Annotated in this window: 20 protein-coding genes and 1 other annotated feature; of the genes, 9 read left to right on the top strand and 11 right to left on the bottom strand. The window is 37.8% G+C overall.

What is annotated here, in order from left to right; genetic code table 11:
• The first annotated feature begins 39 nt into the window (after nt 1-39).
• The 3 genes from CWS20_RS07535 (at nt 40) to CWS20_RS07545 (ending at nt 2986) form a co-directional block, all read left to right on the top strand.
• The gene (locus tag CWS20_RS07535) at nt 40-1011 is read left to right on the top strand and encodes an ABC transporter ATP-binding protein (protein ID WP_420869173.1); all 972 of its coding nucleotides are present in this window, start codon (nt 40-42) and stop codon (nt 1009-1011) included.
• The gene (locus tag CWS20_RS07540) at nt 971-1783 is read left to right on the top strand and encodes a serine hydrolase (RefSeq protein ID WP_101226257.1); all 813 of its coding nucleotides are present in this window, start codon (nt 971-973) and stop codon (nt 1781-1783) included. The genes CWS20_RS07535 and CWS20_RS07540 overlap by 41 nt, the downstream gene beginning before the upstream one ends.
• Nucleotides 1784-2077: 294 nt before the next feature.
• Nucleotides 2078-2986, top strand: a complete 909-nt coding sequence (locus CWS20_RS07545; RefSeq protein ID WP_066192854.1) for an aminoglycoside phosphotransferase family protein — start codon at nt 2078-2080, stop codon at nt 2984-2986.
• Nucleotides 2987-3055: 69 nt separating this feature from the next.
• Here the strand turns inward: CWS20_RS07545 and CWS20_RS07550 are convergent, their stop codons facing one another.
• Both CWS20_RS07550 and CWS20_RS07555 read right to left on the bottom strand, forming a co-directional pair.
• Nucleotides 3056-3481 carry a DUF4395 domain-containing protein gene (locus tag CWS20_RS07550; protein ID WP_066192856.1) on the bottom strand — a complete coding sequence of 142 codons (426 nt, stop codon included), beginning with the start codon at nt 3479-3481 and terminating at the stop codon, nt 3056-3058.
• 130 nt (nt 3482-3611) lie between these two features.
• Nucleotides 3612-5192 carry a mechanosensitive ion channel gene (locus CWS20_RS07555; protein WP_066192858.1) on the bottom strand — a complete coding sequence of 527 codons (1581 nt, stop codon included), beginning with the start codon at nt 5190-5192 and terminating at the stop codon, nt 3612-3614.
• A gap of 275 nt (nt 5193-5467) precedes the next feature.
• Here CWS20_RS07555 and CWS20_RS28935 point away from each other — a divergent pair, with 275 nt between their 5' ends.
• Both CWS20_RS28935 and CWS20_RS07565 read left to right on the top strand, forming a co-directional pair.
• Nucleotides 5468-6193: a D-Ala-D-Ala carboxypeptidase family metallohydrolase gene (locus CWS20_RS28935; RefSeq protein WP_066192860.1), complete on the top strand. Its 726-nt coding sequence runs from the start codon at nt 5468-5470 to the stop codon at nt 6191-6193.
• 140 nt (nt 6194-6333) lie between these two features.
• On the top strand, nt 6334-6792 hold the full coding sequence (locus CWS20_RS07565) for a GNAT family N-acetyltransferase (protein WP_066192862.1): 459 nt from the start codon (nt 6334-6336) through the stop codon (nt 6790-6792).
• A gap of 29 nt (nt 6793-6821) precedes the next feature.
• On the opposite strand, the gene CWS20_RS07570 is transcribed toward CWS20_RS07565, so the two are convergent.
• The 3 genes from CWS20_RS07570 to CWS20_RS07580 form a co-directional block, all read right to left on the bottom strand.
• Complete coding sequence (locus CWS20_RS07570) at nt 6822-7397, bottom strand: MSMEG_1061 family FMN-dependent PPOX-type flavoprotein (protein WP_066192864.1); 576 nt, start codon at nt 7395-7397, stop codon at nt 6822-6824.
• A 57-nt stretch (nt 7398-7454) separates the two neighbouring features.
• Nucleotides 7455-8354, bottom strand: a complete 900-nt coding sequence (locus CWS20_RS07575) for an EamA family transporter (RefSeq protein WP_066192867.1) — start codon at nt 8352-8354, stop codon at nt 7455-7457.
• A gap of 508 nt (nt 8355-8862) precedes the next feature.
• Nucleotides 8863-9438, bottom strand: coding sequence for a TetR/AcrR family transcriptional regulator (locus CWS20_RS07580; protein ID WP_066192868.1), 576 nt, complete (start codon nt 9436-9438; stop codon nt 8863-8865).
• Nucleotides 9439-9591: 153 nt separating this feature from the next.
• Here CWS20_RS07580 and CWS20_RS07585 point away from each other — a divergent pair, with 153 nt between their 5' ends.
• From CWS20_RS07585 to brnQ, 3 genes are all read left to right on the top strand, one after another.
• On the top strand, nt 9592-11655 hold the full coding sequence (locus CWS20_RS07585) for an efflux RND transporter permease subunit (RefSeq protein ID WP_066192870.1): 2064 nt from the start codon (nt 9592-9594) through the stop codon (nt 11653-11655).
• Nucleotides 11642-13465 (top strand): YhgE/Pip domain-containing protein, encoded by a 1824-nt coding sequence (locus CWS20_RS07590; protein WP_066192873.1) that lies wholly within the window; start codon nt 11642-11644, stop codon nt 13463-13465. The genes CWS20_RS07585 and CWS20_RS07590 overlap by 14 nt, the downstream gene beginning before the upstream one ends.
• Nucleotides 13466-14134: 669 nt before the next feature.
• A complete protein-coding gene (brnQ, locus tag CWS20_RS07595; RefSeq protein ID WP_083957232.1) occupies nt 14135-15481 on the top strand; it encodes a branched-chain amino acid transport system II carrier protein in 1347 nt (448 codons plus the stop codon).
• A gap of 224 nt (nt 15482-15705) precedes the next feature.
• Here brnQ and CWS20_RS07600 read toward each other — a convergent pair whose 3' ends face one another.
• Together CWS20_RS07600 and CWS20_RS07605 are read right to left on the bottom strand one after the other, a co-directional pair.
• Entirely contained in the window at nt 15706-16155 is a 450-nt protein-coding gene (locus CWS20_RS07600; protein WP_066192875.1) for a Dps family protein, read from the bottom strand.
• 99 nt (nt 16156-16254) lie between these two features.
• Nucleotides 16255-16830 (bottom strand): YqaA family protein, encoded by a 576-nt coding sequence (locus tag CWS20_RS07605; RefSeq protein ID WP_066192877.1) that lies wholly within the window; start codon nt 16828-16830, stop codon nt 16255-16257.
• A gap of 176 nt (nt 16831-17006) precedes the next feature.
• Here CWS20_RS07605 and CWS20_RS07610 point away from each other — a divergent pair, with 176 nt between their 5' ends.
• Nucleotides 17007-17876 carry a sulfite exporter TauE/SafE family protein gene (locus tag CWS20_RS07610; RefSeq protein ID WP_066192878.1) on the top strand — a complete coding sequence of 290 codons (870 nt, stop codon included), beginning with the start codon at nt 17007-17009 and terminating at the stop codon, nt 17874-17876.
• Between the two features lie 648 nt (nt 17877-18524).
• Here the strand turns inward: CWS20_RS07610 and argS are convergent.
• The 4 genes from argS to CWS20_RS28940 all read right to left on the bottom strand — a co-directional run bounded on the left by argS (nt 18525) and on the right by CWS20_RS28940 (nt 23400).
• On the bottom strand, nt 18525-20210 hold the full coding sequence (argS, locus tag CWS20_RS07615) for an arginine--tRNA ligase (protein ID WP_066194227.1): 1686 nt from the start codon (nt 20208-20210) through the stop codon (nt 18525-18527).
• A 47-nt stretch (nt 20211-20257) separates the two neighbouring features.
• Nucleotides 20258-20483 (bottom strand) — a binding site (T-box leader).
• 43 nt (nt 20484-20526) lie between these two features.
• Complete coding sequence (locus CWS20_RS07620) at nt 20527-21717, bottom strand: FtsW/RodA/SpoVE family cell cycle protein (protein WP_066192880.1); 1191 nt, start codon at nt 21715-21717, stop codon at nt 20527-20529.
• Between the two features lie 212 nt (nt 21718-21929).
• Nucleotides 21930-23288 carry a magnesium transporter gene (gene mgtE / locus CWS20_RS07625; protein WP_101226264.1) on the bottom strand — a complete coding sequence of 453 codons (1359 nt, stop codon included), beginning with the start codon at nt 23286-23288 and terminating at the stop codon, nt 21930-21932.
• On the bottom strand, nt 23278-23400 hold the full coding sequence (locus tag CWS20_RS28940; protein WP_276328295.1) for a hypothetical protein: 123 nt from the start codon (nt 23398-23400) through the stop codon (nt 23278-23280). The genes mgtE and CWS20_RS28940 overlap by 11 nt, the downstream gene beginning before the upstream one ends.
• Nucleotides 23401-23850: the final 450 nt, after the last annotated feature.

Genomic DNA, 23850 nt, shown 5'->3' on the forward strand with positions numbered 1-23850 from the left:
GCGTTACTAAAGGTCAACCATTTAAAAAAGCATTTTCATATGGGAAAAGGTCAAACCCTTAAAGCAGTTGATGGCGTTTCTTTTGAAATTAAAAAAGGGGAGACATTTGGTATTGTCGGCGAGTCAGGGTGCGGTAAATCAACTGCTGGCCGGACAATCATCGGACTTTATGATAAAACGGACGGAGAAGTAATTTACGACGGGAAAAATGTGCATAAAATGAATGAAAAAGAGCGCTTTGTTTTTCATCGGAAAATGCAGATGATTTTTCAAGATCCCTATGCCTCATTAAACCCTCGTTCAACCGTTCAAGAAATCATATCTGAGCCAATGGAAGTACAGGGGCTGTATCCAAATAAAAAGGAAAGGCGAGAAAGGGTTTACCAATTATTAGAGGACGTTGGGTTGAACAGAGATCATGCCAATCGCTATCCTCATGAATTTAGTGGCGGCCAAAGGCAAAGAATCGGGATTGCAAGAGCGCTGTCTTTAGACCCGGATTTTATCATTGCTGATGAACCTATTTCCGCTTTGGACGTATCAGTGCAGGCTCAAGTAGTCAACCTTCTTAAAGGATTGCAAAAGAAAAAAGGGCTAACCTATTTATTTATCGCTCATGATCTCTCCATGGTTAAGCATATAAGCGATCGGATAGGCGTGATGTATTTAGGCCATTTAGTTGAATTAACAACGAGTGATGATTTATACAGCAAACCATTGCATCCGTATACACAAGCATTGCTATCTGCCATCCCTATTCCAGATCCAGATGTAGAGGATATGCGCGAACGGATCATTTTGAAAGGAGAGCTGCCGAGTCCAATGAATCCGCCAAGCGGCTGTGTATTTAGAACAAGATGTCCTCATGCCATGGATGCTTGTGCGACAATCAAACCGGAATGGCAAGAAATCGAAAAGAATCATTTTGTTGCTTGTCATTTATATAACCAAGAAGTAATCGGCCGAAAAGATGATAAACTGGCAGCCGCGTCCAAAGAAAATGGATATTAAACAATTAGAATCAGAAATTAAAGAACTAGCAGCAAATCTGGATGGACGAGCAAGTATTTACATCGAATCAGCTGCGGGAGTGATTGATGTGGATGGCCATCACTCCTTTTCATCTGCAAGCTTGATAAAGGTCCCTATATTAATGGCCGCTTTTCATCAATGTGAACAAAATCAGTTAAAGATGGAAGAAAAGCTCCTTGTATCAACTGATAGGAAAGTAGGAGGTGCAGGCGTATTACAAGCTTTATCAAATAAATTATCGATGAAGTTAATCGACTTGCTTACGCTAATGATTATTGTGTCAGATAATACGGCGACAAATATATTGATTGAACGATTAGGAATGGAGAATATAAATAAGTATATTCATTCATTAGGGATGAGAAATACATTACTACAGAGAAAAATGATGGATACTGTTGCATTGGAGAACGGCATTGACAATAAGACAACCGCTGCTGATATGGTATATGCTTTAAAGTCTATTAAAGCGAAGCAATTATTTTCCGCAGAAAATAGTAATAAAATGTTAGAAATATTATCTCAGCAGCAATTTTTAAAATTGGCTGATGGGATAGATTTAGAATATTTTACTGTCGCAAGCAAAACTGGCGAACTAGCTGGTGTACAGCATGATTGTGCGATTATTAGCAGCCAGCAAACTGTTTTGTATGCAGCAGTATTGATTGATGAATTAACTCTGCCTGAAACGGGGAAGAAGACTTTGCTCGAGATTGGCAAGAGGCTAAATGGTTTTCTAAAGGAACAATAAACTTCATAATAATATGGCAAATTTACATATTATTGTGTATAATAAATATTGAGAATAGCTCTCAATTAGTACATACATTGCATTTAGAGGTCTTATGATTTCTGTCCTTGGATGATCCAAATATCTTTTCATTATATTAGTGATTGTTTAAAGGAATATAAAAAAATAAAGCAGTGATTATCCTATTAGGCGGAGTGTTAAAAACACTCCGTTCTTTTTTTGTTGAAGGCTTTGCGGCACTGTCCCATAATATAAATGAGAATAAGACTTATATTGTAGAGGAGTGGAGCTCGATTGAATCAATTGCCAAGTTCATTTATAACTACAATCAAAGGCGTTTACGGAATAAAAGGGGAGGAATGGCTGAAACAACTGCCTCGATTGCTTGAATATTGCGAAGATAGATGGTCGTTGAAAATCGGAGACCCATATCAGCTTTCATATAGCTACGTTGCATCTGCAACAAATAATAAAGCCGAGGAGTATGTATTAAAGCTAAGAGTTCCTGACAAGGATTGCAAAGACGAAGAAGCATTTCTTAAATCACCTAATGAAGAGATAGTACGAATGATTGATAGCGATATTGAAAAAGGCATTATTTTATTAGAAAAACTTTCGCCGGGACATACCTTAAAAATAGTAGAAAGCGAAACAGAGGCTGTACATATCGCTGCAAATGCGCTTAAATCACTGTGGAAGCCGGCATCAGAAGCCCATGAATTCCAGCATATTCAGGATATTGCAAAAGGGTTGAAAGGAATAAGGAAGAAATATAACGGTGAAACAGGTCCATTGGATGCAACTCTTGTTGAAAAAGCGGAGCTTTGGTTTCCTGAGTTAATAGCAACTATGAAGAATGAAGTTCTCCTTCACGGCGACTTTCATCATGAAAATATTCTTCTGCACGGACAAGAATGGAAAATTATTGATCCAAAAGGCTTGATCGGTGAAGCAGAATATGATGTCACCAATTTTTTAAGAAACCATTTAGTCCATTATCCAAATCAAAAAGAAGTTTTGCTAAAAAGAATAGATGCTTTCGTGGAAGTATTAAACTTAAATCGGGAACGTCTTTTAAAATGGGGACTATGTCAGGTTGTTTTATCGGCATGGTGGTTTTTGGAAGATAATCTTGATGGCTGGGAAGAAGTTATGTCTATCGCAAAATATTATTTAGAAATAATAGAAGAAACCGCATCGTGAAAAGAAGATGCGGTTTAAGTTTATTTTATCCCACGATAACGGGCAGTAAAACCAGCACTGATAGAAGTTTTACTTTATTGAACGTCTATATTTATATTGGTTAAGCTGAAAATGAATAAAGCAGCCAATGCAAAAGCCGCAAATCGCAATAAACGCGGCCATCCCAACCATAATAGTAAATATATAACCGACTGTAGTCCATTCTAATAGAAAACTAATTAGCCCTAATCCTAGACAAATAACAGCTATCGTTTGATTAAATTGCTGCTGGTCACGATCTTCTGGAATATATTCAGATGGATGCTTTTTTAAAAAAAGCTTTGCAAAGCTCATGATTGGATTAGAGCCAAAAACTAGCCCGATAATGCCGGCAGCTAGAGGAATAGCAAGAATCCATACAAATCCAGATATTAAAGTGAATACTGCACTGCAAACGATAACCCATTGATTTGCTTTTACGAGCGGGCGAGGAATTGAACGTATAGTTTGTTCCATTATAAAACCAACCTTTCTCATGGGTTTTATTAGTTATGTATATCATACTTTTTTAACAGGTAATTGGGAAGAGGGGAAAAATAATAAAAAGCAGTGAAGGCAAATTTGCCTTCACTGCTTTTTATTAAGATTATTTCAGCGGGTTGTCAAGATCCTTTCTATCCGACCCTTGATTCGTTTTTCCTATTGCCTCATCGACAACATCTTTCGTATTTGCTTGTTTATTAATGTTTGTTTCTTCGAATTTACGATCGAGTTTTTGCAAATATTTAGATGCAAAGTCTTTTCCGCCAAGGCCGAATGCTAAACCGAAAGCCAATGCTAACCCGCCTAATAGTAAAATGAAGGCTGCGTTGACAATAGAAGAAGCAATTCCTAATTGATCAAGTGCCATAAATATAGATGTAGATATAATCGCCACTTGAGCGATGATGGCTAAGAAAGATGCATGCGGTCCTTGTAATAGTGATAGCAATAGCTTTTTAACAAGCGCTGCTAACCATAGTCCCACACCGATAATAACGAGTGCTGCTAGTACATGCGGTAAGTATGCAACAACACCTGTGGCTAGTGCAACAAGGAAATTAAGGTTTAAAATGTTTAAGGCCTGGACTGTAAATAAAACGACAATCAGAATGTTTGCAACTGTACCAAAGATTTGCGAGATACTTACGGCAGATTTGTTGACATATATTCTGTTAAAGTAGCTGTCCAAGCCCATTCTCATCAATACACTAGCGATTAAATCTTTCACCCATTTACCAAGCCAGATTCCTATTAGGACAAAGAATATGGCAGCGGCAATGTTTGGCAGTATCGTCATGACATGTGTAAGCATAGCTATGGCTGGAGCAGAAATGCCAGTGATATCAAGCTGCTCTAAAGCAGAAATAACTGTCGGTATTAAGATTAACACATAAACAATCGTGCCAATGACAGCTGATAAGCTTGTCCCTTCGAAAAGACGGGAGAGTCCAAGTTTAGCTGTTAATTTTTCTATGCCAATTGCTGCCAGAAAATTAGTTACGATATTGCGGACAATTTTTGCAATAAACCAACCAACTAGCAATATTAGTGCGGCTGCAATTAATTTAGGCAGGAAGGCAAGAAGGCTATCTAACATACTGCTAAATGGTCCCGCAATGCCTTGCAAGTTTAATGCATCTAATACAGCTGGCAGGAAGATCAGTAAGACGAGATAAAAAACGATATTAGCAACTTGTTCAACAGCAGCATTTGGATCTTTTACTGTCTCGGTCAGCTTCCATTTACTTAATGTTTCATGCACTCTAAGCTTTTTACCGCCTTTTTTAATTAAGAAGCTGAGTGTGGAAGCAATAATCCACGCGAATAAGAGAACTAGCGCCGCTTTTAAGATACTTGGAATAGCATCCATAACGGAGGTAAGCATGCCGACTAGCGGTGAAGTAATCGTACTTAAATTGAGAATATTAAAGAACAGGATAAAAACAAAAACAAGTAGGAGATAATAGATGACCTTGCTAATTATTTTTGCCGATGAATATTTTCTTTCCGTTCCTTCAGGATAAACCAGGTCGTCTAGCTTTGTCTTATTCAATCCTTTAAGTACCGCCTTCTCAATAGATTTAGCAATCAGCCAACCTATTAATAAAACGATAAATGCAAATAACAGATCTGGTATCTTTCCGATGTAGTAGTTTAGGCTGTCCCAGATGTTCGGATAAACCATTTATATCACTCCTCTAGTAAAATAGTATTTTCTTACAAATCAATACCCGCAGCAGATGCCGATAAACTTTTATATAAAAAATGAGTAAAAATGCACTAATTTAGTCTCATCTAGTAGAGGAATGTCGAATGTTTAAGGCAAAAGTAGCAATTGAAAGAAAGTATAAACCGCTCATTCGCGATTCGCTATTTTCCTTTAATCTAAATGATAGAAAGCTACTGCATCCTTTGTTATAAACCTCCTAAATAGAATCTTATTAAAGGAGATTGATAGTGATGGTTAAGACGATGAAGAGGACGTTAGGAACATTAAGCTTGGCATTTTTATTATCATTGGCGTTTTTATCTGTTTCTGAAACAGATGCACAGGCGTATTCATGGAACCGTACTTTGAGTGAAGGAATGAGCGGAGCAGATGTACGCGAGCTGCAAATAAGAGTTGCCGGCTGGGCAGCCGATTCTGCTAGTCAAACATATATTGCAGTCGACGGTCAATTTGGACCGGCAACAACAGCCGCAGTCAAAAGGTTTCAGCGTGCTTATGGATTGGGGGCAGATGGCATTGTTGGTTCAGCAACCCAGGCAAAGCTGAATGATTTAGAAAGTTCAAATGGCACAAAGCATTTTAGCTACAGTGAATTTCATTCAAAAGACGGCAGCGGCTTTAAAAATGGGAAGGTTTCAGAAGCAACGGTGAGGGAGAATGTCCGCCGCCTTATGTATAAACTGGAAGCAGTCCGAGTAAAAGCTGGAAATAAACCAATTACGATTAATTCAGGTTTCCGCAGCGTTTCCCATAACAGCAATGTAGGCGGAGCCTCAAATAGCCAGCATATGTACGGCATAGCAGCAGATATTAATATTTCAGGCTTATCTACGAATACAGTGAAAAACTATGCGAAAACAGCTGGTTTCAGCGGAATGTATAATGAAAGCGGCTTTGTTCATGTAGATAGCAGAGTTGAGTATTCATATGGATCTCAGCAATGGTGGTGGAATTAGGGTATCCAGCTCCGCATCTTCAATGATGCGGGGCTTTTTATGTGGAGCGATATATAAGTAAAACTTATGCTTTATATTTCGAATATTGAAATTAATTTATGCCGCAACAAAGGATAACATTTATATAGGGAGGGATAGCCATGGACAAAATACATTTCCGCCCAGCGGAAGAAAGAGATTTGGAAAGAATCATTGAAATGCTTGCGGATGATATGCTTGGGAGCAGCAGGGAACAACATGCGTCTCCGCTTCCAACCAGCTATCGCAAGGCATTTTACTCCATTCAAGAGGATGTGAATAATGAACTAATAGTCGCTGAGTATGCCGGGGAAATCGTCGGCGTTCAGCAAATCACATTTACACCGTATTTGACACACCAAGGATCATGGAGAGCGACTGTAGAGGGCGTGCGGATTGCCTCTCATGCCCGCGGCCAGCAGCTCGGCCACCAGCTTATAAATTATGCCATCATGAAAGCAAAGGAAAAGGGCTGTTCGATGATTCAGCTGACGACCAATAAGCAAAGAAGAGACGCGCTTAGATTTTATGAAAATTTAGGATTTGAAGCGACTCATGAGGGGCTAAAGCTTAATCTTTAATTGAAAAAGGCCATTCAAAATGAATGGCTTTAAAGTTTTTCTGTGTTCATCTCAATATGGGCACTTATAATCTTCGCAGGCGCAGGGAGGTTTTCTTTTACCTCCCATTCCTCTGGCTTCCATAAACTAGAACGGTTAAATGAATTAGGACAGTGAATAAAGCATTCCTCCGCTTTTACCGCAATGCCAAGTAAAGGCGCTTTTCCGTTAATCGCCATCTTATCTAAAATATCTTTATCTTGAATAATGGTCGCTTTTCCATTAATTCTTAAAGTTTCACCTAGGCCTGGGATGATAAATAGCAGTCCGACTTGCGGGTTGGAAAGAATATTGCTCAGGCTATCTAAGCGCCGATTCCCAGGACGTTCAGGTATCACAAGATAATGTTCATCAATGATATGTACAAATCCGGTATGGTCGCCTCGTGGAGAATTATCGCATTTTCCTTCTGAATTTGAAGTAGCCAGAAACAGCATAGGAGATTGGGCGATAAAACTTTGGCAATGCTCATCAATTGTCGTGATTACTTTATTAGCAGCCCCTCGGCTTGGCGGTGTATGCAATGCGCGCAAATCTTCTTCATTTTGAATGATGTGCTTAAACATGTTAGGTGTCGCCTCCTTTACCTATTTATATTCAATAAAAAGGAGGGAAACCCTCCTTTAATTATTAGGTGCTATCCCTTTTCTGTGTGACTTGAACATTTGGAATTGGGGGATGCAAATTCCAAGCAAAATAATCATAATGCCAATCACTTGGGCTTGTGTAATTTGTTCTCCTAATATTATCATCGCTGCTATAACAGCAGCTGGCAGCTCTGCTGACCCAACAATCGTAGCTAATCCTGAATCAATATGAGGTGTTCCAAGCGAAAAGAGGACAATCGGTAAAATAACCCCGAAGAATGCCAACAATAAGCTATATGGCCAAATTCCTCCGAAATCAATCCCCGTTGCAGCCACCCTTGTCCCAAAAATCGAAACTAGAATCATTAGTCCGCCTAACGTGATATATACACTTCTTTGAATGCTAGGAACATGAGTCGCCACTTTACCGCTAAAGAAAATAAATAGTGCGAAAGTAATAGCAGATAGGAAACCATAAATGAGTCCGTCGAGCGCGATGGACTCAAAACCGCCTAATACAATATTGCTGGCAAATACTGTTCCGATAATTAGTAATAAAGCGGAGATGATTTTTAAGCGACTTGGCATTTTTTTGAGATAAATAGATTCAAGCACAATGCCAATCCATGTGAATTGGAATAACAGGACGACAGCAATGGATGCCGGATTCCGTTCAAGGCTTAGCCCGTAAAGAATACCTGTCATACTTAATGCAGTGCCGGTCAGCATAAGTGCGCCAATCTGCTTTAAAGTAATTTTCGTCCGTTTAATAAAGGGCAATGCGATGATTAGTAAGATTAAACCGAATAAATACTGGCTGCTTGTCAGCTCATGGACAGCAAAGCCAGCACCTAAACCGAGCTTAACAATAGAAGCTAAAATACCGTAGCTGCATGCACCAATTAAGATATAAAGCGAATATTTAATATTGTTCATAGAAAAGACTCCTTTACTAAAAATACGCAGGCAATTCCTTGCACAGCTGTTAAATAATTCTTGAGGAGCTTTGTAAAAAAGTCCTGAAAAAAGAAAAATCCAGTCACCGGACTATCATATCATTTTTGTCAGAGGTTGTAGATGGAAAAGGAGATCTTTCTGTAAAAGAGGAGGATTAGCGGAAAGATTCAAGGAAAAAGAAGGAACTTTTGGTTAAAGTCATAAGAATACTAGAATAAAGATAGGCAATTTTGAGCCATTTTTAAGGAGCAAGCTTCATAATTAAAAGTAAGTATAATTTACACCTATTTTAGAAAGATTTGCATCGATTCGCCAGAAAAAAACATATGAAAGAAAGAGCCCGTGCTGAGGCTCTTCTTTCTACGAGGTATTTAATGGAAAGGTTGAATCCTAAAATAGCATCCATCAATGGACAAATACCATTTTTGAAAGGTCATAAAATCATCTTTCCACTGAAATTGCTACCTACCCTCCGATATTCACGATCTCAATCGAGTGAGCAATGTAACATACCATTATTACTTATTTCAGTGATGATCTTTGTCATTTCCTCTGTAGACTCCATCATTCCATTGCTTAACCATTTTTCGATGACGTGAATGCTGCCGCTAATGACAAATAATGTGATGTATTTTGAACTGGGGGTAGCGGTTAAAACGTGATTCTCTTCTAGATTAGTCATAATATGCGTTTGAGCGGCTTCCATGACACGATGCTGAAACCCCTTATTGCCATTATCACTAAAAAGGATTCTGAAATGTTCACTTCTGCTAAATACGTAATCCAGCAAATATTTAGTCATCGCAAACATTTCCTTCTTCTTTTTATAATCATATTGGAGCAATGTTTGATTTAATTCCTGAATGATTTCATCTTCTATTTTATACAGTAAATCATATTGATCAGAATAGTGGCTATAGAATGTAGACCGATTGATGTCGGCTAACTCACATATTTCCTTTATGGTTATAGATGCAATCGGTTTATTATGAAGAAGCTTCATCAAGCTTTCCTTCAATACCATTCTTGTATATTTTTTTCGGCGATCTATTTTTTTCTCCATCGTAAGAACCCTTTCATTTACGTTATCCAACAATAATTAGAAAACTGTTGTCCAAATAACAGATTTTAACCAACTGTTTGTTGTTTAACTAACATGATGTTTATATAATGATAATGTAAAAAAACTAAATCATCAAGATATGGGGAAGTCACAATGATAAATACGATTATACGTTTCAAAAAGTCAGTGGCCATTGTCTTTCTAATCTTATCGGTCATCTCTTCCATTGCCTTTCTCTTTGTCGATGTCAATTATAATATGCAGGATTATTTGCCTGAAGAAGCAGAATCAACAATTGCTTTGAATGTAATGGAAGAGGAATTCTCAAGTGGCGTTCCAAATACAAGAGTAATGATTGAGGATGTCACGATACAAGAAGCTATTAATTATAAAGATGAATTAATATCGATTGATGGAGTTACTGAGGTGCTTTGGTTAGATGATGTTGTAGACCTTAGGACCCCTATAGAGGTTGCAGATACTTCAACAGTAGAAAGCTATTATAAGGACGGAAAAGCACTTTTTTCCGTAACGATAGAAAGTGGGAAAGAAGTAGAGGCAACAGATCGTATATATGCTTTAATCGGAGACAAGAATGCCATCTCTGGTGAAGCGGTAAATACAGCTGCACAACAAAAGATGACTGGCAAAGAGACACTTTATGCAGCGGCATTGCTCGTCCCAATAATCATTATCATATTAGTATTATCTACGAACTCCTGGGTAGAGCCGGTGTTTTTCTTAACAGCAATCGGGGTATCGGTACTGATTAATCTTGGAACGAACGTCTTCATCGGCGAAGTTTCCTTTGTTACACAGTCAGTTGCTCCAATATTGCAATTAGCTGTCTCGCTGGATTATGCGATATTCCTGCTTCATAGTTTCCAAGATTATCGGAATAAAGGATATAAACCAAATGAAGCGATGAAGCGGGCAATGAAAGAATCATTTCCTGTCATTAGCTCCAGTGCATTAACAACTTTCTTTGGATTTACAGCCTTAATGTTTATGGATTTTGAAATTGGTTCTGATTTAGGTCTAAATCTTGTAAAAGGGATTGTGTTGAGCTTTATCAGTGTAATGGTGTTTTTACCTGCGTTGACTTTACTATTTTATCGTTGGATTGAAAAAACAGAGCATAGGCCGCTTATTCCTCCCTTTAAAGGTGTGGGAGAAAAGCTGTTGAAGTTAAAGTTCCCTGCAATTGCACTTGTTGTTGTCATGATCGTGCCCAGTTTTTTAGCGCAAAATAGTACAGCTTTTACCTATGGAATGGGGGAGCAACCAGAGAATACACGCTTAGGTACGGATATAAAAAAAATAGAAGAAATATTTGGAGAATCTACATCGATCGTATTATTGGTTCCAAATGATGATGTCGGTAAAGAACAAGAGATGATCGAAGTGATTGAGGAAATGAATCATGTCTCTGCCGTCGTTGGCTATGCCAATATGATTGGAAGCACCATTCCACATGATTACTTAGAGGATACCATGACAGACCAATTTCTATCTGAGAATTTTAGTCGAATGATTATCAACACTGATGCCGGGACAGAAGGAGAGCTGCCTTTTAGCATCGTAGAGAATGTCCGTGAAGTGTCTTCTGCCTATTATGGTGAGGCAGCCTTGACTCTTGGAGAGAGTGTCGCTTTGTTTGATATGAAGGAAACAGTGACGAAGGATAACCAATTAGTAAATATTCTTACCGTAGCAACGATTGGTATGGTTTTACTGCTTAGTTTTCGTTCCATCTCTATACCAGTCATCTTATTGCTTACAATTCAATCCGCGGTTTGGATTAACTTAGCGGTTCCATACTTTACGGACACGCCTTTAGTCTTTATCGGTTATTTAATCGTTAGTACCGTTCAGCTAGCTGCGACTGTCGACTATGCCATTTTGTTAACCGAAACATACAAACATTATCGACAGGACATGGCTGCTTTACCTGCAATTCAAAAGACAATCGACGATAAGTTGTTTTCAATTGCAGTATCAGCATCCATCTTATCGAGTGTTGGCTTTATTCTATGGATGACATCTTCCAATCCAATTGTTGGCTCAATCGGGTTGCTTTTAGGAAGAGGAGCCTTGTTAGCGTTTATATTAGTGATTACCTTCCTGCCGGCATTGCTCCTCATTGGCGATAAAACCATTCAGAAAACTTCGCTTCGCATGAACTTTTATAAGGGGGATAAGCATGAAGACAATTAAATGGATAGGGCTTACATTAGCCATCTTTTTCTTCCCAGTAATCATTACATATGCAGACTCTGGTTCTTTGAAGAAAACTGGCAGAGAAAATGCGGAAGCAGGGAAAATCGCTAATAAAAATGAAATCGTCTACGCAAATTTACAAGCAAGTGGCAGTCTGGAAGAAATATACGTAGTCAATGCATTTGAACTAGACAGACCAGGAATAATTGAGGACTATGGCCATTATAGTGAGGTTAAAAATCTAACAGACACGTCTGCCATTGCCCAGGATAATAACAAAATACGGATAAATGCAGAGACAGATATGTTTTATTATCAGGGAAATCTTTCTGACAATATTCAGCTGCCATGGTCGTTTACATTGGAGTATTATTTGGATGACAGTAAGGTAAAAGCAGAAGAGTTAATTGGAAAATCTGGAGAGGTAGAAATAAAAATAGCTGTAAAGAAGACGGAATCTGTCCCACCAACCTTCTTTGAAAATTACATGCTGCAAATTTCTCTTCCTTTAAATACGGATAAATTTAAGAATATTAAAGCACGAGATGCAACTGTAGCTAATTCTGGAAAGAATAAGCAATTAGCATTTACAGTGATGCCAGAGGAAGAAAAGGAGTTTTCCATAAAAGCAAAAACAGATCATTTTGAAATAGATGGGTTACAAATATCTGCTTTGCCGTCCTCCATATCTGTGGATGGACCTGATACCGATGAATTAACAAGCGAATTTCGTTCTTTAACAGATGCAGTTGGAGAAATTGACGGTGGCGTAGGCCAATTACGTAATGGTATGAGTGAATTAGCATCAGGGCTAAATGATTTAGAGAAGGGTTCTTCTCAATATAAAAGCGGGATGGATGAACTGAATCAATCAGGCAGCCAATTGACAAAAGCATCTTCACAAATTAATCATGCGCTTACAGCCATTCAAAATGAGGTAAAAAATGCTAGTGGAGCAAGTGGGTTAGAACAGCTGGATGAATTGAATAAAAATATCCCAGCAATGGCTGCTAGCTTAGAACAAATTGCAGATGGCATGGATCAATTCGCTTCCCAGTATAGAGGAGCAAAGCAAGGATTACAGGCTGCGATGAATCAAATACCAGAGTCTACCATCAAGGAATCTGATATAGAGGCGCTCTCTCAGAGTGATGCGGACCAATCAGTAATTAATGAACTGGTCAAAACCTATCAAGCTGCTCAAAATGTAAAAGCAGCATACCAAGCAGCAGCAGAGGCATTTGGAGCAGTAGAACCTAGCCTATCCACCTTTAGTGAATCTACACGACAGGTAGCGAATCATTTACGTACACTAGCTGCAGGTCTCGAAAAATCAATGAATCAGGTAAATGTGGATGAAGGTTTAAGTGAATTAGTATCTGGTTTAGGACAGATGGCATCAAACTATTCTCAATTTCACGAAGGATTGTCTGCATATACAAAAGGTGTAAATGAATTATCTCATTCATACAATGGACTGCATACTGGAATTGGAGAAGCTGCAGCAGGCGCTAGCCAAATAACTGACGGTGCAGGTGAATTACATGATGGGACAGGGCAATTGCACGATGCAACATCTGCCATCCCGGATGAAGTGCAAAAAGAAATTGATTCAATGATTTCTCAGTATGATAAGTCTGATTTTGAACCGGTTTCTTTTGTATCTGAAAAAAATAACGAACAAACAGACTCTGTACAGTTTGTAATAAGTACGGACAGCTTAAAACAAAAAGAAACAGATACAACAAATAAACAATCAGAGGAAAAAGAAGGCTTTTTTGAAAAACTGAAGAACCTATTTCGCTAATTAGAGATTAAAATATCCAAGACAGAGTCAGTAAAAAACTATTAAATCATCAGTTGACCATTTTGAACCGGCAACTGATGATTTTTTTTAACAAAGAGTGGGTAGTTTTCTTCAACACAATGTGTTCAAGGTAATGGGCAGGTGTTCTGCTGTCTTGGTGCCAGGGTTCTTGTATTTTTATCCGAAACTACCTCTTTTACACTCCTAGCCTAGCTAGTGATTGAAGAGCGAGCAAGGCCTGGTTCATTTTTTAGTCATTTGTGATCAATTGACTTTTCTATACTTTAGAGCAGGCATACTAAATAGAACTGCCAGGTTTTTTATCTAAAAAAAGCAGAATCAAATCAACCCTTTCATACCACAGTTTTACACTCTTAATTGGTGGTTCAGTAGATAATAATTTTTTTGTCTCAACTTCTAAAGCCATTTTCCGATGGAAAGAAAATAGACCTAATATAAAACAAGTTGATTGTTAAATATTTTCTAGGTATAATTTATTGTTTTCATTATCCTGATGTGTTATTTTAAAAAGGTTGTATATTACTATGGTTTTAAGTAGTAGAAAAATCTTTGAAAATTATATCAAAATATAAATTTTCAGAAGAATTAATCTCGTCAGAGTGATGCTAATAACGCTCAATAAACATTGAGGTAGAAAGGGGTAGTAATTTGAATCAAAAGGTTTCAAATTCCTATATTATTATTTTAGGCTTGATGCTATTTTCATTATTTTTTGGAGCAGGCAACTTAATATTTCCAATAATGATGGGGCAGGAAGCAGGTATAAATGTCTGGGAAGCTACAGCAGGATTTGTTATTACTGGTGTAGGTTTACCACTATTAGCAGTTATTGCTTTAGGTTATTCTGGGAAAAGTGACCTTCAATCATTGGCAAGTAGAGTTCACCCAATGTTCGGGTTAATATTCTCAATTGTTTTATACTTAGCTATAGGTCCATTATTTGCGATACCGAGAGCAGGATCTGTATCGTTTGAAATTGGTATTCGTCCATTATTACCAGAATCTTGGAGTACGATGGGGTTATTTGTTTTCTCTATCTTTTTCTTTGGAGTGGCAGCGTCCTTTTCGCTTAATTCTTCAAAAATTGTTGATATCGTAGGAAAATATTTAACACCTATTAAAATAACCTTTATTCTTCTCCTAATTGTTGTGGCTATTTTTAACCCACTCGGTTCATTCCAAGAGCCTATCGAAAGATATACAGAAAATTCATTCTTTAATGGTTTTTCAGAAGGATATTTAACAATGGATGTTTTAGCAGCTTTCGTGTTTGGCATCATTGTTATAAATGCCCTTCGCTCTAAAGGTGTAGAATCAGGTAAGGTGATTATGGTATCCACAATGAAGGCTGGTTTAATTGCTGCTGTTCTTTTAGCTTTCTTTTATAGTGCTATGGCATATATGGGGGCAAGTAGTGTTGCGGAATTAGGTATTTTAAATAACGGCGGTTCAGTATTATCAGGGATAGCAAATGTCTACTTTGGTTCATTTGGTGGTATCATACTTAGCGGTGTTATGATTGTTGCGTGTCTAACTACAAGTGTTGGTCTAATTAGCTCATGTGCTACCTATTTCAATGAAACCTTTCCTAAAATTTCCTATAGAAGTTATGTTATCATTTTCGCAGTATTTAGTGCTGCGGTTGCTAACTTCGGTTTAAGTCAATTGATTGCTATTTCAGTACCAGTGTTAACAGCGATTTACCCATTAGCAATCGTATTATTGATACTAACTTTCTTCCATAATGCAATTAACGGTAAGAAGGAAGTTTATCAAATGAGTATGTTATTCACATTTATCGTAAGTGTGTTTGATGGATTAAATGCCGCAGGGTTTGGTGTAAAACCAGTTGATCAATTATTTACATCTATTCTACCGTTATATGAAGTTGGATTAGGATGGATAATACCTGCGTTTATAGGTGTAATTCTAGGTATTATTATTGGCTTGTTTAAACGAGGAAGTAAGAAAAAAGAGGAAGAACAATTTATTTAATATCGATTAAAATTAGCCACCAATTATTAAAGTATTTTCTTTAATAATTGGTGTTTTTTTATTTTAGGAAGGATAAAGAAGTTTATCGGCTAACATTTACTTTTGTATAGATTTGTTAGTTTAGTATTTTAGAAAGATTGATTATTTAAATCAAGGACCATTAAAAAAGGCAGTATCAAAGATTACAAAGTGTGATCTTTGATACTGCCTTTATCTAACTTCTATTATTCTCCCAAATAAGCAGTGAACATCCATATATGCTTATCAAGCGATTCAATTAAACCGATTGCGTAATCATTTGTAGCATGTGCTTGTTCCGCTTCAGCTAAATCAGCTAATTCTTTCAGTTCTGCTTTTAGCTGTTTATAGTCAGCTATGAGGCTTGCTACCATTTCGTTTGCAGTTTTTTCGTTGTTAATTTCTGTTAAAGTTGCAGTTTCAAGATATTGCTTCATGGTTGCAACTGGTTCACCGCCAATTGTAAGGAGGCGTTCAGCCAGTTCGTCCACTACAGAAGCCGCTTCATTATATAATTCTTCAAATTTTTCATGTAATGTAAAGAATTGAGGGCCTTTTACATACCAATGGAAGCGGTGCAATTTAGTGTACAGAAGGCTCCAGTTTGCGACTTGTGTATTTAATGCTGTGTGTAATTTTGTATCTAATGTAATCATTTAATCAATTCCCTTCTTTATTTTCTTCTTGTCTTAATTATAACAGCTTTTAAATTAAAATCAATACTTATTTATAATAATTATAATTTAGTATTTGTTTTAATTTGGTCTTTTCTTAAAAATGAGAAAAACTATATAAAAGAGAATAAAGAGTATCCCAAAACTGATAGTTAAGAGAGAAAAATGCTCTTTAAAAAAAGGAACGGCATGGGCTCCGAGCTTGATGATGAGTGCCGCCTCCAGGCCAAATCTTGCCCCTCTGCCAATAACCGACCAAAATACGATCACTTTTAACGGAAGCTTGGAGATGCCGGAAAATATCGTAAAGATTTTGTAAGGAAGGGGCGTAAAGGCGGAAATCAATATGGCAATCGGGCCAAGCTTGTTATAATAATATTCAACTTTATCTATTTTTTCATCAGAGAATAACCGCTTTAAAACCGGCCTGCCTAGTTTAAAGCCGATGTACCAGCCAAATATCGCTCCCATGACAGAGGCGAATGTGGTTAAAAAGGCATACCAGAGTACATTATCCGGATCGGCAATACCCATAGGAATAAGCAGGACATCGGGAGGAATTGGGAAGAAGGATGAATCTGCAAATGAGACGATAAAAAGTCCAAAAACGCCATATTCCATTAACCATTCTTTTATAATATGGATAATTTGCGACATGAAATTTTGCTCCTTTTACTTAGTTGGAGGTTGTCCACTATGATTATATGTATGCTTTTATTTTTAATTACTAATAATCAGAATCATTGTTATAATGTACATATTGATCAAGTGAAACTTCCATCAGTGGTGGTTTTACTGCCCGCTAATGCGGGATAAAAGTGAGGTTATAAAAAATGGAATATCTATTATTTTTTATACTAGGGGCATTAATTAGTGTTTTATCAGGATTTTTTGGCATTGGCGGAGGATTTATTTTAACACCGTTTCTCATGCTTATTGGCTATGCGCCTATAGAGGCAATCACAACAAGCCTGTTATTCACAATCGGGAGCTCAGTGTCTGGCATTATCGGTCATATTAAATATAAAAATATTCAATGGAAACAAGGTCTCATCCTTGGTGTAAGTGGTATAGCGGCGACACAGGTTGCCCATCCATTTGTCGTCTTTTTGGAGCGTAATCATATGGATGAATGGGCGATACCATTTATGTATGTGATTCTTCTTTCGTATTTTTCGATACAAATGCTGCGACAAGGAAGTGTACATTCTAAAAGTGAGGCAGTTCCGTCAGCATTGACATCGCTAATTAAAATGATCGCCATCGGATTCTTTGCTGGGTTTGTATCAACATCCATGGGGGTCGGCGGCGGCTTTATTATGGTGCCTCTCACAGTAGCATTTCTACGGTTTATGCCGAAAAAAGCAGTTGGGACAAGCCTATTTGCTGTCTTGATGATTGTAACAGCAGGTTTCTTTACTTACTCATCATCTGTTAGCATCAATTATGCAGTTGGCTTAGTCCTTCTTGCCGGCGGTCTGCTAGGATCACAATTTGGCGCCAAACTGACAAATATCTTTTTGAATAGAGAGATTACACTGCTATTAGGGTGCTTATATGTTTCTACATTAGTAAGTGTCATTTTAAAAGCCTTTCATTTAAATGTAATGGGATTAATCGTTGTTTCGCTGTTTTTATTCTTCTTCTTCATTACTTCATTGATGAGACTGCGCAAACATAGACTGGAACTGCGGGAAAACTAAAATAACAGCTGTCCTGAAAGATAGGACAGCTTTTGTCATTTTAAAGAGGAAATAAAGTGCCGAAAAGAATCGACATATTATTACCATACAATTTTATACACCTAAAGCAGCATCACTCGCCTTTCTTCATGTGTAACCACCATTTCTTCCTCTAAAGCAGCTAAATTCGTAGAGCTTGAGGTGAATAACAGAGATTTCTTCCTCTAAAGCAGCAAAAATCGCGGGGCTTGAGGTGAATAACAGAGATTTCTTCCTCTAAAGCAGCAAAATTCGCGGAGCTTAAGGTGAATAACAGAGATTTCTTCCTCTAAAGCAGCTAAATTCGTAGAGCTTGAGGTGAATAACAGAGATTTCTTCCTCTAAAGCAGCAAAAATCGCGGAGCTTGAGGTGAATAACAGAGATTTCTTCCTCTAAAGCAGCAAAATTCGTAGAGCTTGAGGTGAATAACAGAGATTTCTTCCTCTAAAGCAGCAAAAATCGCGGAGCTTGAGGTGAATAACAGAGATTTCTTCCTCTAAAGCTACTAAATTAGTGGAGCTGATAGAGACGTATAGAAGCGATGCTCACCAATAAAAAGGAGGGACATCTTCGAAAAAGAAGTCCCTCAATAAAATAAAATTCTTTTTTCAGTAGCTATAGCCTCTTTTTCACATTTCTGTTGGGGCGTCCATCCCTAATACCTTCATTCCGTCTGCTAAAACGATGGTGGTGGCTTTCACTAATGCGAGTCTTGAAGGGAGTTCGGCATCATGGTTTAAGATACGAATTTGCCCATAATATTTGTTGAATGCTTGAGCAAGGTCAATTAAATATTTTGCAATGACAGAAGGAGAAAGCTGTGTAAATGCTGCTGTCACTTTATGTGGATATTGATGCAGCAATTTGACAATTTCCCATGAATAAACATCATTTAATCCTGTTTCCATTGAAGGCTTGGCTGCTGTTTTTCTTAGAAGGGAGCAGGCTCTGGCATGTGTATATTGTAAATAAGGTCCTGTTTCGCCTTCGAATGTCAGCATTTCATTCAGTGAAAACTCAATATGATTCATCCGGTCATTTTTTAAATCATGGAAGAGGATAGCACCGATTCCAACAGATTTTGCAATGGCTTCTTTATTTTGCAATTGTGGATTTTTCTTTTCAATATTTTCCTTTGCAAGGCTTGTTGCTTCATTTAATACATCCTCAAGTAAAATGACTCTGCCTTTCCGGGTGGACATTTTCTTTCCATCCTTCATATATAATCCGAACGGTATATGAGTCATATTATCAGCCCAGTCAGCTTTGAGCTTCTTAAGTACGGCTTTGAGCTGCTTAAAATGGACGCTTTGCTCCTGGCCGACAATATAGAGCGCTTTTTCAAATTGATAGGAATTGTGTCGATAGAAAGCAGCAGCTAAATCGCGTGTGGCGTATAAGGTTGCACCGTCTGATTTTTTTATTAGACAGGGTGGGAGCTGTTCATCAGACAAATGGACGACTTCTGCGCCATCTGAAGTTTCGAGAAGTCCATTGTCCTCGAGCTTTTTAACGACAGCATCCATTTTGTCATTATAAAAAGCTTCACCATGGTAAAAGTCAAAATGAATATTTAGTAATTGATAAATTCTTTCAAATTCCTCTATTGAGACCTCTCTAAACCATTTCCAAAGCAAATTGGCTTGTTTATCGCCCTGTTCCAGCTTTTTAAACCATAGCCGGGCTTCATCGTCTAATGCTGGTTCTTCTTTTACTTCTTCATGAAACTGCACATAGAGCTTAAGCAATTCTTCAATAGGGCTATTTCTAACTTTTTCTTCGTCTCCCCATTTAGTATAAGCGGTAATCAGTTTGCCGAATTGTGTCCCCCAATCGCCTAAATGGTTAATCCGAACAGGCTGATAACCGATTTTCTCTGCTATGTTTGCAAGCGCGTGCCCAATAACTGTTGAACGAAGATGCCCCATTGAGAATGGCTTGGCGATATTAGGGGAAGAGAAGTCGATCACAACTTTTTTATTTTCGCCAAGGTTTGAATTTCCATAGTTTTCGCCATCTGCTACAAGGCTTGTTATAATTTGTTTACTTGCATTCGGTTTTGAGAAGAAAATATTAAGATAAGGCCCTGCTGCTTCCGCTTTCTCAATCATTGGATGAGAGAGTCTATCGGCTAGTTCTGCAGCAATCTTTGCTGGAGATTTTTTTAATTGTTTAGCTAATATAAAGCAAGGGAATGCGACATCTCCGTGACTGCTATGTTTGGGTGTTTCTATTAAACGGCGGACGTCTTTCACCTCCAAGGCATCTCCGATTAAATCATGCAAGCTTTTACTAACCATTTCTTTAAAATTAATCACCTTTATCACCTCCATAAAAAATAAAAAAAGCCCGTCTCTATAAAAATAGAGACGAGCTTTATCACCCGCGGTACCACTCTGATTGTCCAAAAGGACCCCTTAATGCAAGGAATGCACATAACGGGGCATTCATCCGGCAAGACCTACTAAACTTTTCGGCCGTGCTTCTCAAGAAGTGCGCTTCAACAAAAGACTTTCAACAGGCTTTCACCGACCCTGTCTCGCTTTTTAGAAAGTGTATTTGTCTACTCTCTTCGTCATTGAATTTAGTTATTGTATACGTATTATACGCATTTTTAAAAAATATGCAACATCAAGATGCACGAAAATATTTCGAGCTATCAGAGAACATATAGCTTCTTTGATGATAGCGCATGCTGAAAATAAGTCCCATGGCAAGCATATTGCCCATGAGAGAGCTTCCGCCATAGCTAATAAAAGGAAGGGGGATCCCTGTAATCGGGAGAACTTGAATCGTCATACCTATATTTTGAAATACGTGGAAGGTGATCATGCTGATTACGCCAACGCAAACATAAGTATTAAACGGGTCACTGACTGCCAATGCAGTTCTTGTTAAATGATAAATCAATACGAAAAATAAGCAGATAACCAGGCTTGCTCCTAAAAATCCATATTCTTCACCAATTACGCTGAAGATAAAATCAGTATGCACATCGGGGATATATACTTGACGGTCTGTGAATCCTTTTCCGGAAAGCAGGCCTGAGCCAATCGCATGTAAAGAGTTGTAGAGCTGAAGCCCATCTCCTTGCCGATGGGTGTAAGGGTCAAGCCAGGCATAGATTCTCCCCAATTTATAAGCGTCAATTTCGAAGTACTTCTCCAGAAATTCCGGCGCCCAAATTACAAGGTAGAGGATCCCTCCCCCAAAGGCTGCCCCGAAGCCGTATATCGGAAAAATGATTTTCCATGATATGCCTGAGACAAGAATAATCCCAGTAAAGATTGCAATGATAACCAGAGCAGTCCCTAAATCCTCTACAATGATTAAACCTAGTGGTACACATGTAACCAGCCCAAGTTTAATTAGAAGGATAAAGTCTGTCTTTAACGTTTTGTTTGCTGTCTTTGCCGTATGATCAACAATGACTTTGCTCAATGCCAGTATTAAGAATACTTTAAAAAATTCAGATGGCTGAATAGATGGAAGCCCATCTATTCCGTTATACCAAAGCTTTGCCCCTTTGACTTCGTAAGCAATGCTTTCCGGTGCAATAAAAAGTCCAGCTTGGAGCGCGGTTCCGATTCCAAAAAGAATCCATGTTATTCGTCTGATTTGCTCGGTATCAAAATACATGACGCCAGCGATAATACCGGCGCCGATGATATAATAAATAACTTGCTGCAGTACAAAATTCCCTGGATACTGTGCTGTTGCTTGTCCACTATAAATGGCTGCACAGCTAACAAGGCAAAACAAAAATAATATAAGACATAATGTCCAGTCGAACCGATCAGCCACTTTTTTCTTTGGGTTCATTTTACAAACACCTAGCTTCTTTATATTTGAATGAGTAAAAATGATTATTTAATTGACAAGTTTATCCTATCAGAGAAAACATGCCTCTACAATGTTATTTTCTGTAGGGGCATACTTTATTTTTTATCACTATATAGACGTGTCCCGAATCATAATAGTTTCTATTTTTTATAAATAAATGGATAAAAAAAACACACGAAATACTCCGTGTGTCATGTGAGCCGGCTAAGAAACATTGTTGCGATCCCAAAGTAAGTAACAAGGGAGAAGATGTCATTTAATGTTGTGATGAGCGGTCCTGATGCGATTGCCGGATCAATATTCAATCGATAAAGGATAAGAGGAATAATAGCTCCTGATAACGTTCCGATAATTAATGTCAAGAATAACGAAAAGCCGACGACAAGGCCAAGAGTTGCATTACCTTGCCAGAAATATGCGATAAGTGATATTAAAATTCCACATGTAATACCGATAATTAAGCCAACGCCAAACTCTCGCAAAATGAGATTGGTCACTATTTTTTTATCAATATCATTAGAAACTAGTCCGCGAACAACGACAGCAAGAGATTGTGTTCCGGTGTTGCCAGTCATGCCGGAAATCATTGGCATAAAGAACGCGAGAGCCACTACTTGAGCCAAGGTCTCTTCATACCCGCTTATAATACTGCCTGAGATAATGCCGATAAATAGAAGCAGGATGAGCCATGGTAAACGTCTATAGGCAGCTACGAAAGCTTTCGTATCGAAATCAATGGATTTACCTGAAGCGGATAGCTTCTCGATATCTTCATTTGCCTCTTGAACAACGACATCCATTAAATCATCGACCGTTGCTATTCCCATAAGTACATTCTCTTCATTTACTACAGGAATGGCGAGGAAGTCATATTTTTGTACCATATTGGCAACTTCTTCCTGGTCTGTAGTGACGGTGGCTGCTATGACACGTTCATACATAATTTCATTAATAATATCTAATGGTTCTGCAATGAGTAAGTCGCGATAGGACACAACTCCAACGAGCTTTCGTTCCTGATCAATAACATAAAGATAATTGATTGTTTCTGCATACTCAGCAAAGCTTTTTAATTTATCTACAGCTTCCCGGACTGTATAATAGTCACGAATCCAAACGAAGCGGTTTGTCATAAGCCTGCCGGCAGTTTCCGGCGGATAATTCATCATGTCCTGGATGATTTTCGACTCGCTTTTCTTCATACCTGACAAGAGAGATGTGATTCTTTCAGGAGACATATCATCAAGCAGCAGCGCCAAGTCGTCATTGTCCATTAAATCAAGGACTTTTCCTGTTCGTTCAATTTCGAGTTTATTTAATACCTCTAGCTGTTTTTCTTTATTTAGCTCCTCAAGAAGATCAGCAAGGCGGTCGGTATTCATAAATAATAGGAAACGCTTTTTATGCTTTTCCGGAAGTGCATCATAGACTTGTGCAATATCATACGGCTGTAGCTCGTCTAATATTCGTTCAAACTCTTTCTTTTTGTTTTCTTTTAAAGATTTGATAACTAATAGTGTAATTTGATTTTCAGTCATATTATGAATCAACATTCTCACGTCCTTTCTGCTGAAAGTATTGTTGCTTGCCAGGATGAAGAAAGGCGTTGGCATTTTTAAATGCCATTTTATATCTTGCGTCATCCGCAATTGTTCCACTCATTCATTCTTTTCCAAAGTCTTTTTTCTAAGAGATGATAACTTTTAAACGCTAAAACTGTTTAAATGTTGATTGAGTCTCGCTGGTGCATCGCGAAAAAAGCGAGCATCTGGAGTAGAAATCAACCAACAGCCTTTCCAAAATTGTTCCACGATTATCTTACCATTGATCATAATAAAAAATAATCACTTTATAGAAGAACAAAATCACTTTGTAAAGAAAATGTATGTCAATGGAAAAGTGGTAGGGAAAATGTAATGTTTTTTTAATAACCGATTTTCCTGATATTTGTTAAAATAAAATGAAGATATGATTCGGTTAAAATAGTTATTCATATTGCTGTATAATTGCTTCTAAATATAAATATGCTTATTCAAATAATATGTTAGAAAAATATTAGCGATTAGCTGGCTTTTTTTACGTTTGGCTTATTCTTTTAAAGCTGTTTTTTTA

It is taken from the genome of Cytobacillus horneckiae (assembly GCF_002835735.1).
In the GTDB taxonomy this organism is placed as follows: domain Bacteria; phylum Bacillota; class Bacilli; order Bacillales; family Cytobacillaceae; genus Cytobacillus; species Cytobacillus horneckiae.

Coding starts and splice junctions, on each gene's coding strand:
- CWS20_RS07535 (WP_420869173.1), top strand. CDS start 40: ATGGGAAAAGGTCAAACCCTTAAAGCAGTTGATGGCGTTTCTTTTGAA.
- CWS20_RS07540 (WP_101226257.1), top strand. CDS start 971: ATGATAAACTGGCAGCCGCGTCCAAAGAAAATGGATATTAAACAATTA.
- CWS20_RS07550 (WP_066192856.1), bottom strand. CDS start 3,481: ATGGAACAAACTATACGTTCAATTCCTCGCCCGCTCGTAAAAGCAAAT.
- CWS20_RS07555 (WP_066192858.1), bottom strand. CDS start 5,192: ATGGTTTATCCGAACATCTGGGACAGCCTAAACTACTACATCGGAAAG.
- CWS20_RS28935 (WP_066192860.1), top strand. CDS start 5,468: ATGGTTAAGACGATGAAGAGGACGTTAGGAACATTAAGCTTGGCATTT.
- CWS20_RS07565 (WP_066192862.1), top strand. CDS start 6,334: ATGGACAAAATACATTTCCGCCCAGCGGAAGAAAGAGATTTGGAAAGA.
- CWS20_RS07570 (WP_066192864.1), bottom strand. CDS start 7,397: ATGTTTAAGCACATCATTCAAAATGAAGAAGATTTGCGCGCATTGCAT.
- CWS20_RS07575 (WP_066192867.1), bottom strand. CDS start 8,354: ATGAACAATATTAAATATTCGCTTTATATCTTAATTGGTGCATGCAGC.
- CWS20_RS07580 (WP_066192868.1), bottom strand. CDS start 9,438: ATGGAGAAAAAAATAGATCGCCGAAAAAAATATACAAGAATGGTATTG.
- CWS20_RS07585 (WP_066192870.1), top strand. CDS start 9,592: ATGATAAATACGATTATACGTTTCAAAAAGTCAGTGGCCATTGTCTTT.
- CWS20_RS07590 (WP_066192873.1), top strand. CDS start 11,642: ATGAAGACAATTAAATGGATAGGGCTTACATTAGCCATCTTTTTCTTC.
- CWS20_RS07600 (WP_066192875.1), bottom strand. CDS start 16,155: ATGATTACATTAGATACAAAATTACACACAGCATTAAATACACAAGTC.
- CWS20_RS07605 (WP_066192877.1), bottom strand. CDS start 16,830: ATGTCGCAAATTATCCATATTATAAAAGAATGGTTAATGGAATATGGC.
- CWS20_RS07610 (WP_066192878.1), top strand. CDS start 17,007: ATGGAATATCTATTATTTTTTATACTAGGGGCATTAATTAGTGTTTTA.
- CWS20_RS07620 (WP_066192880.1), bottom strand. CDS start 21,717: ATGAACCCAAAGAAAAAAGTGGCTGATCGGTTCGACTGGACATTATGT.
- CWS20_RS28940 (WP_276328295.1), bottom strand. CDS start 23,400: ATGAGTGGAACAATTGCGGATGACGCAAGATATAAAATGGCATTTAAA.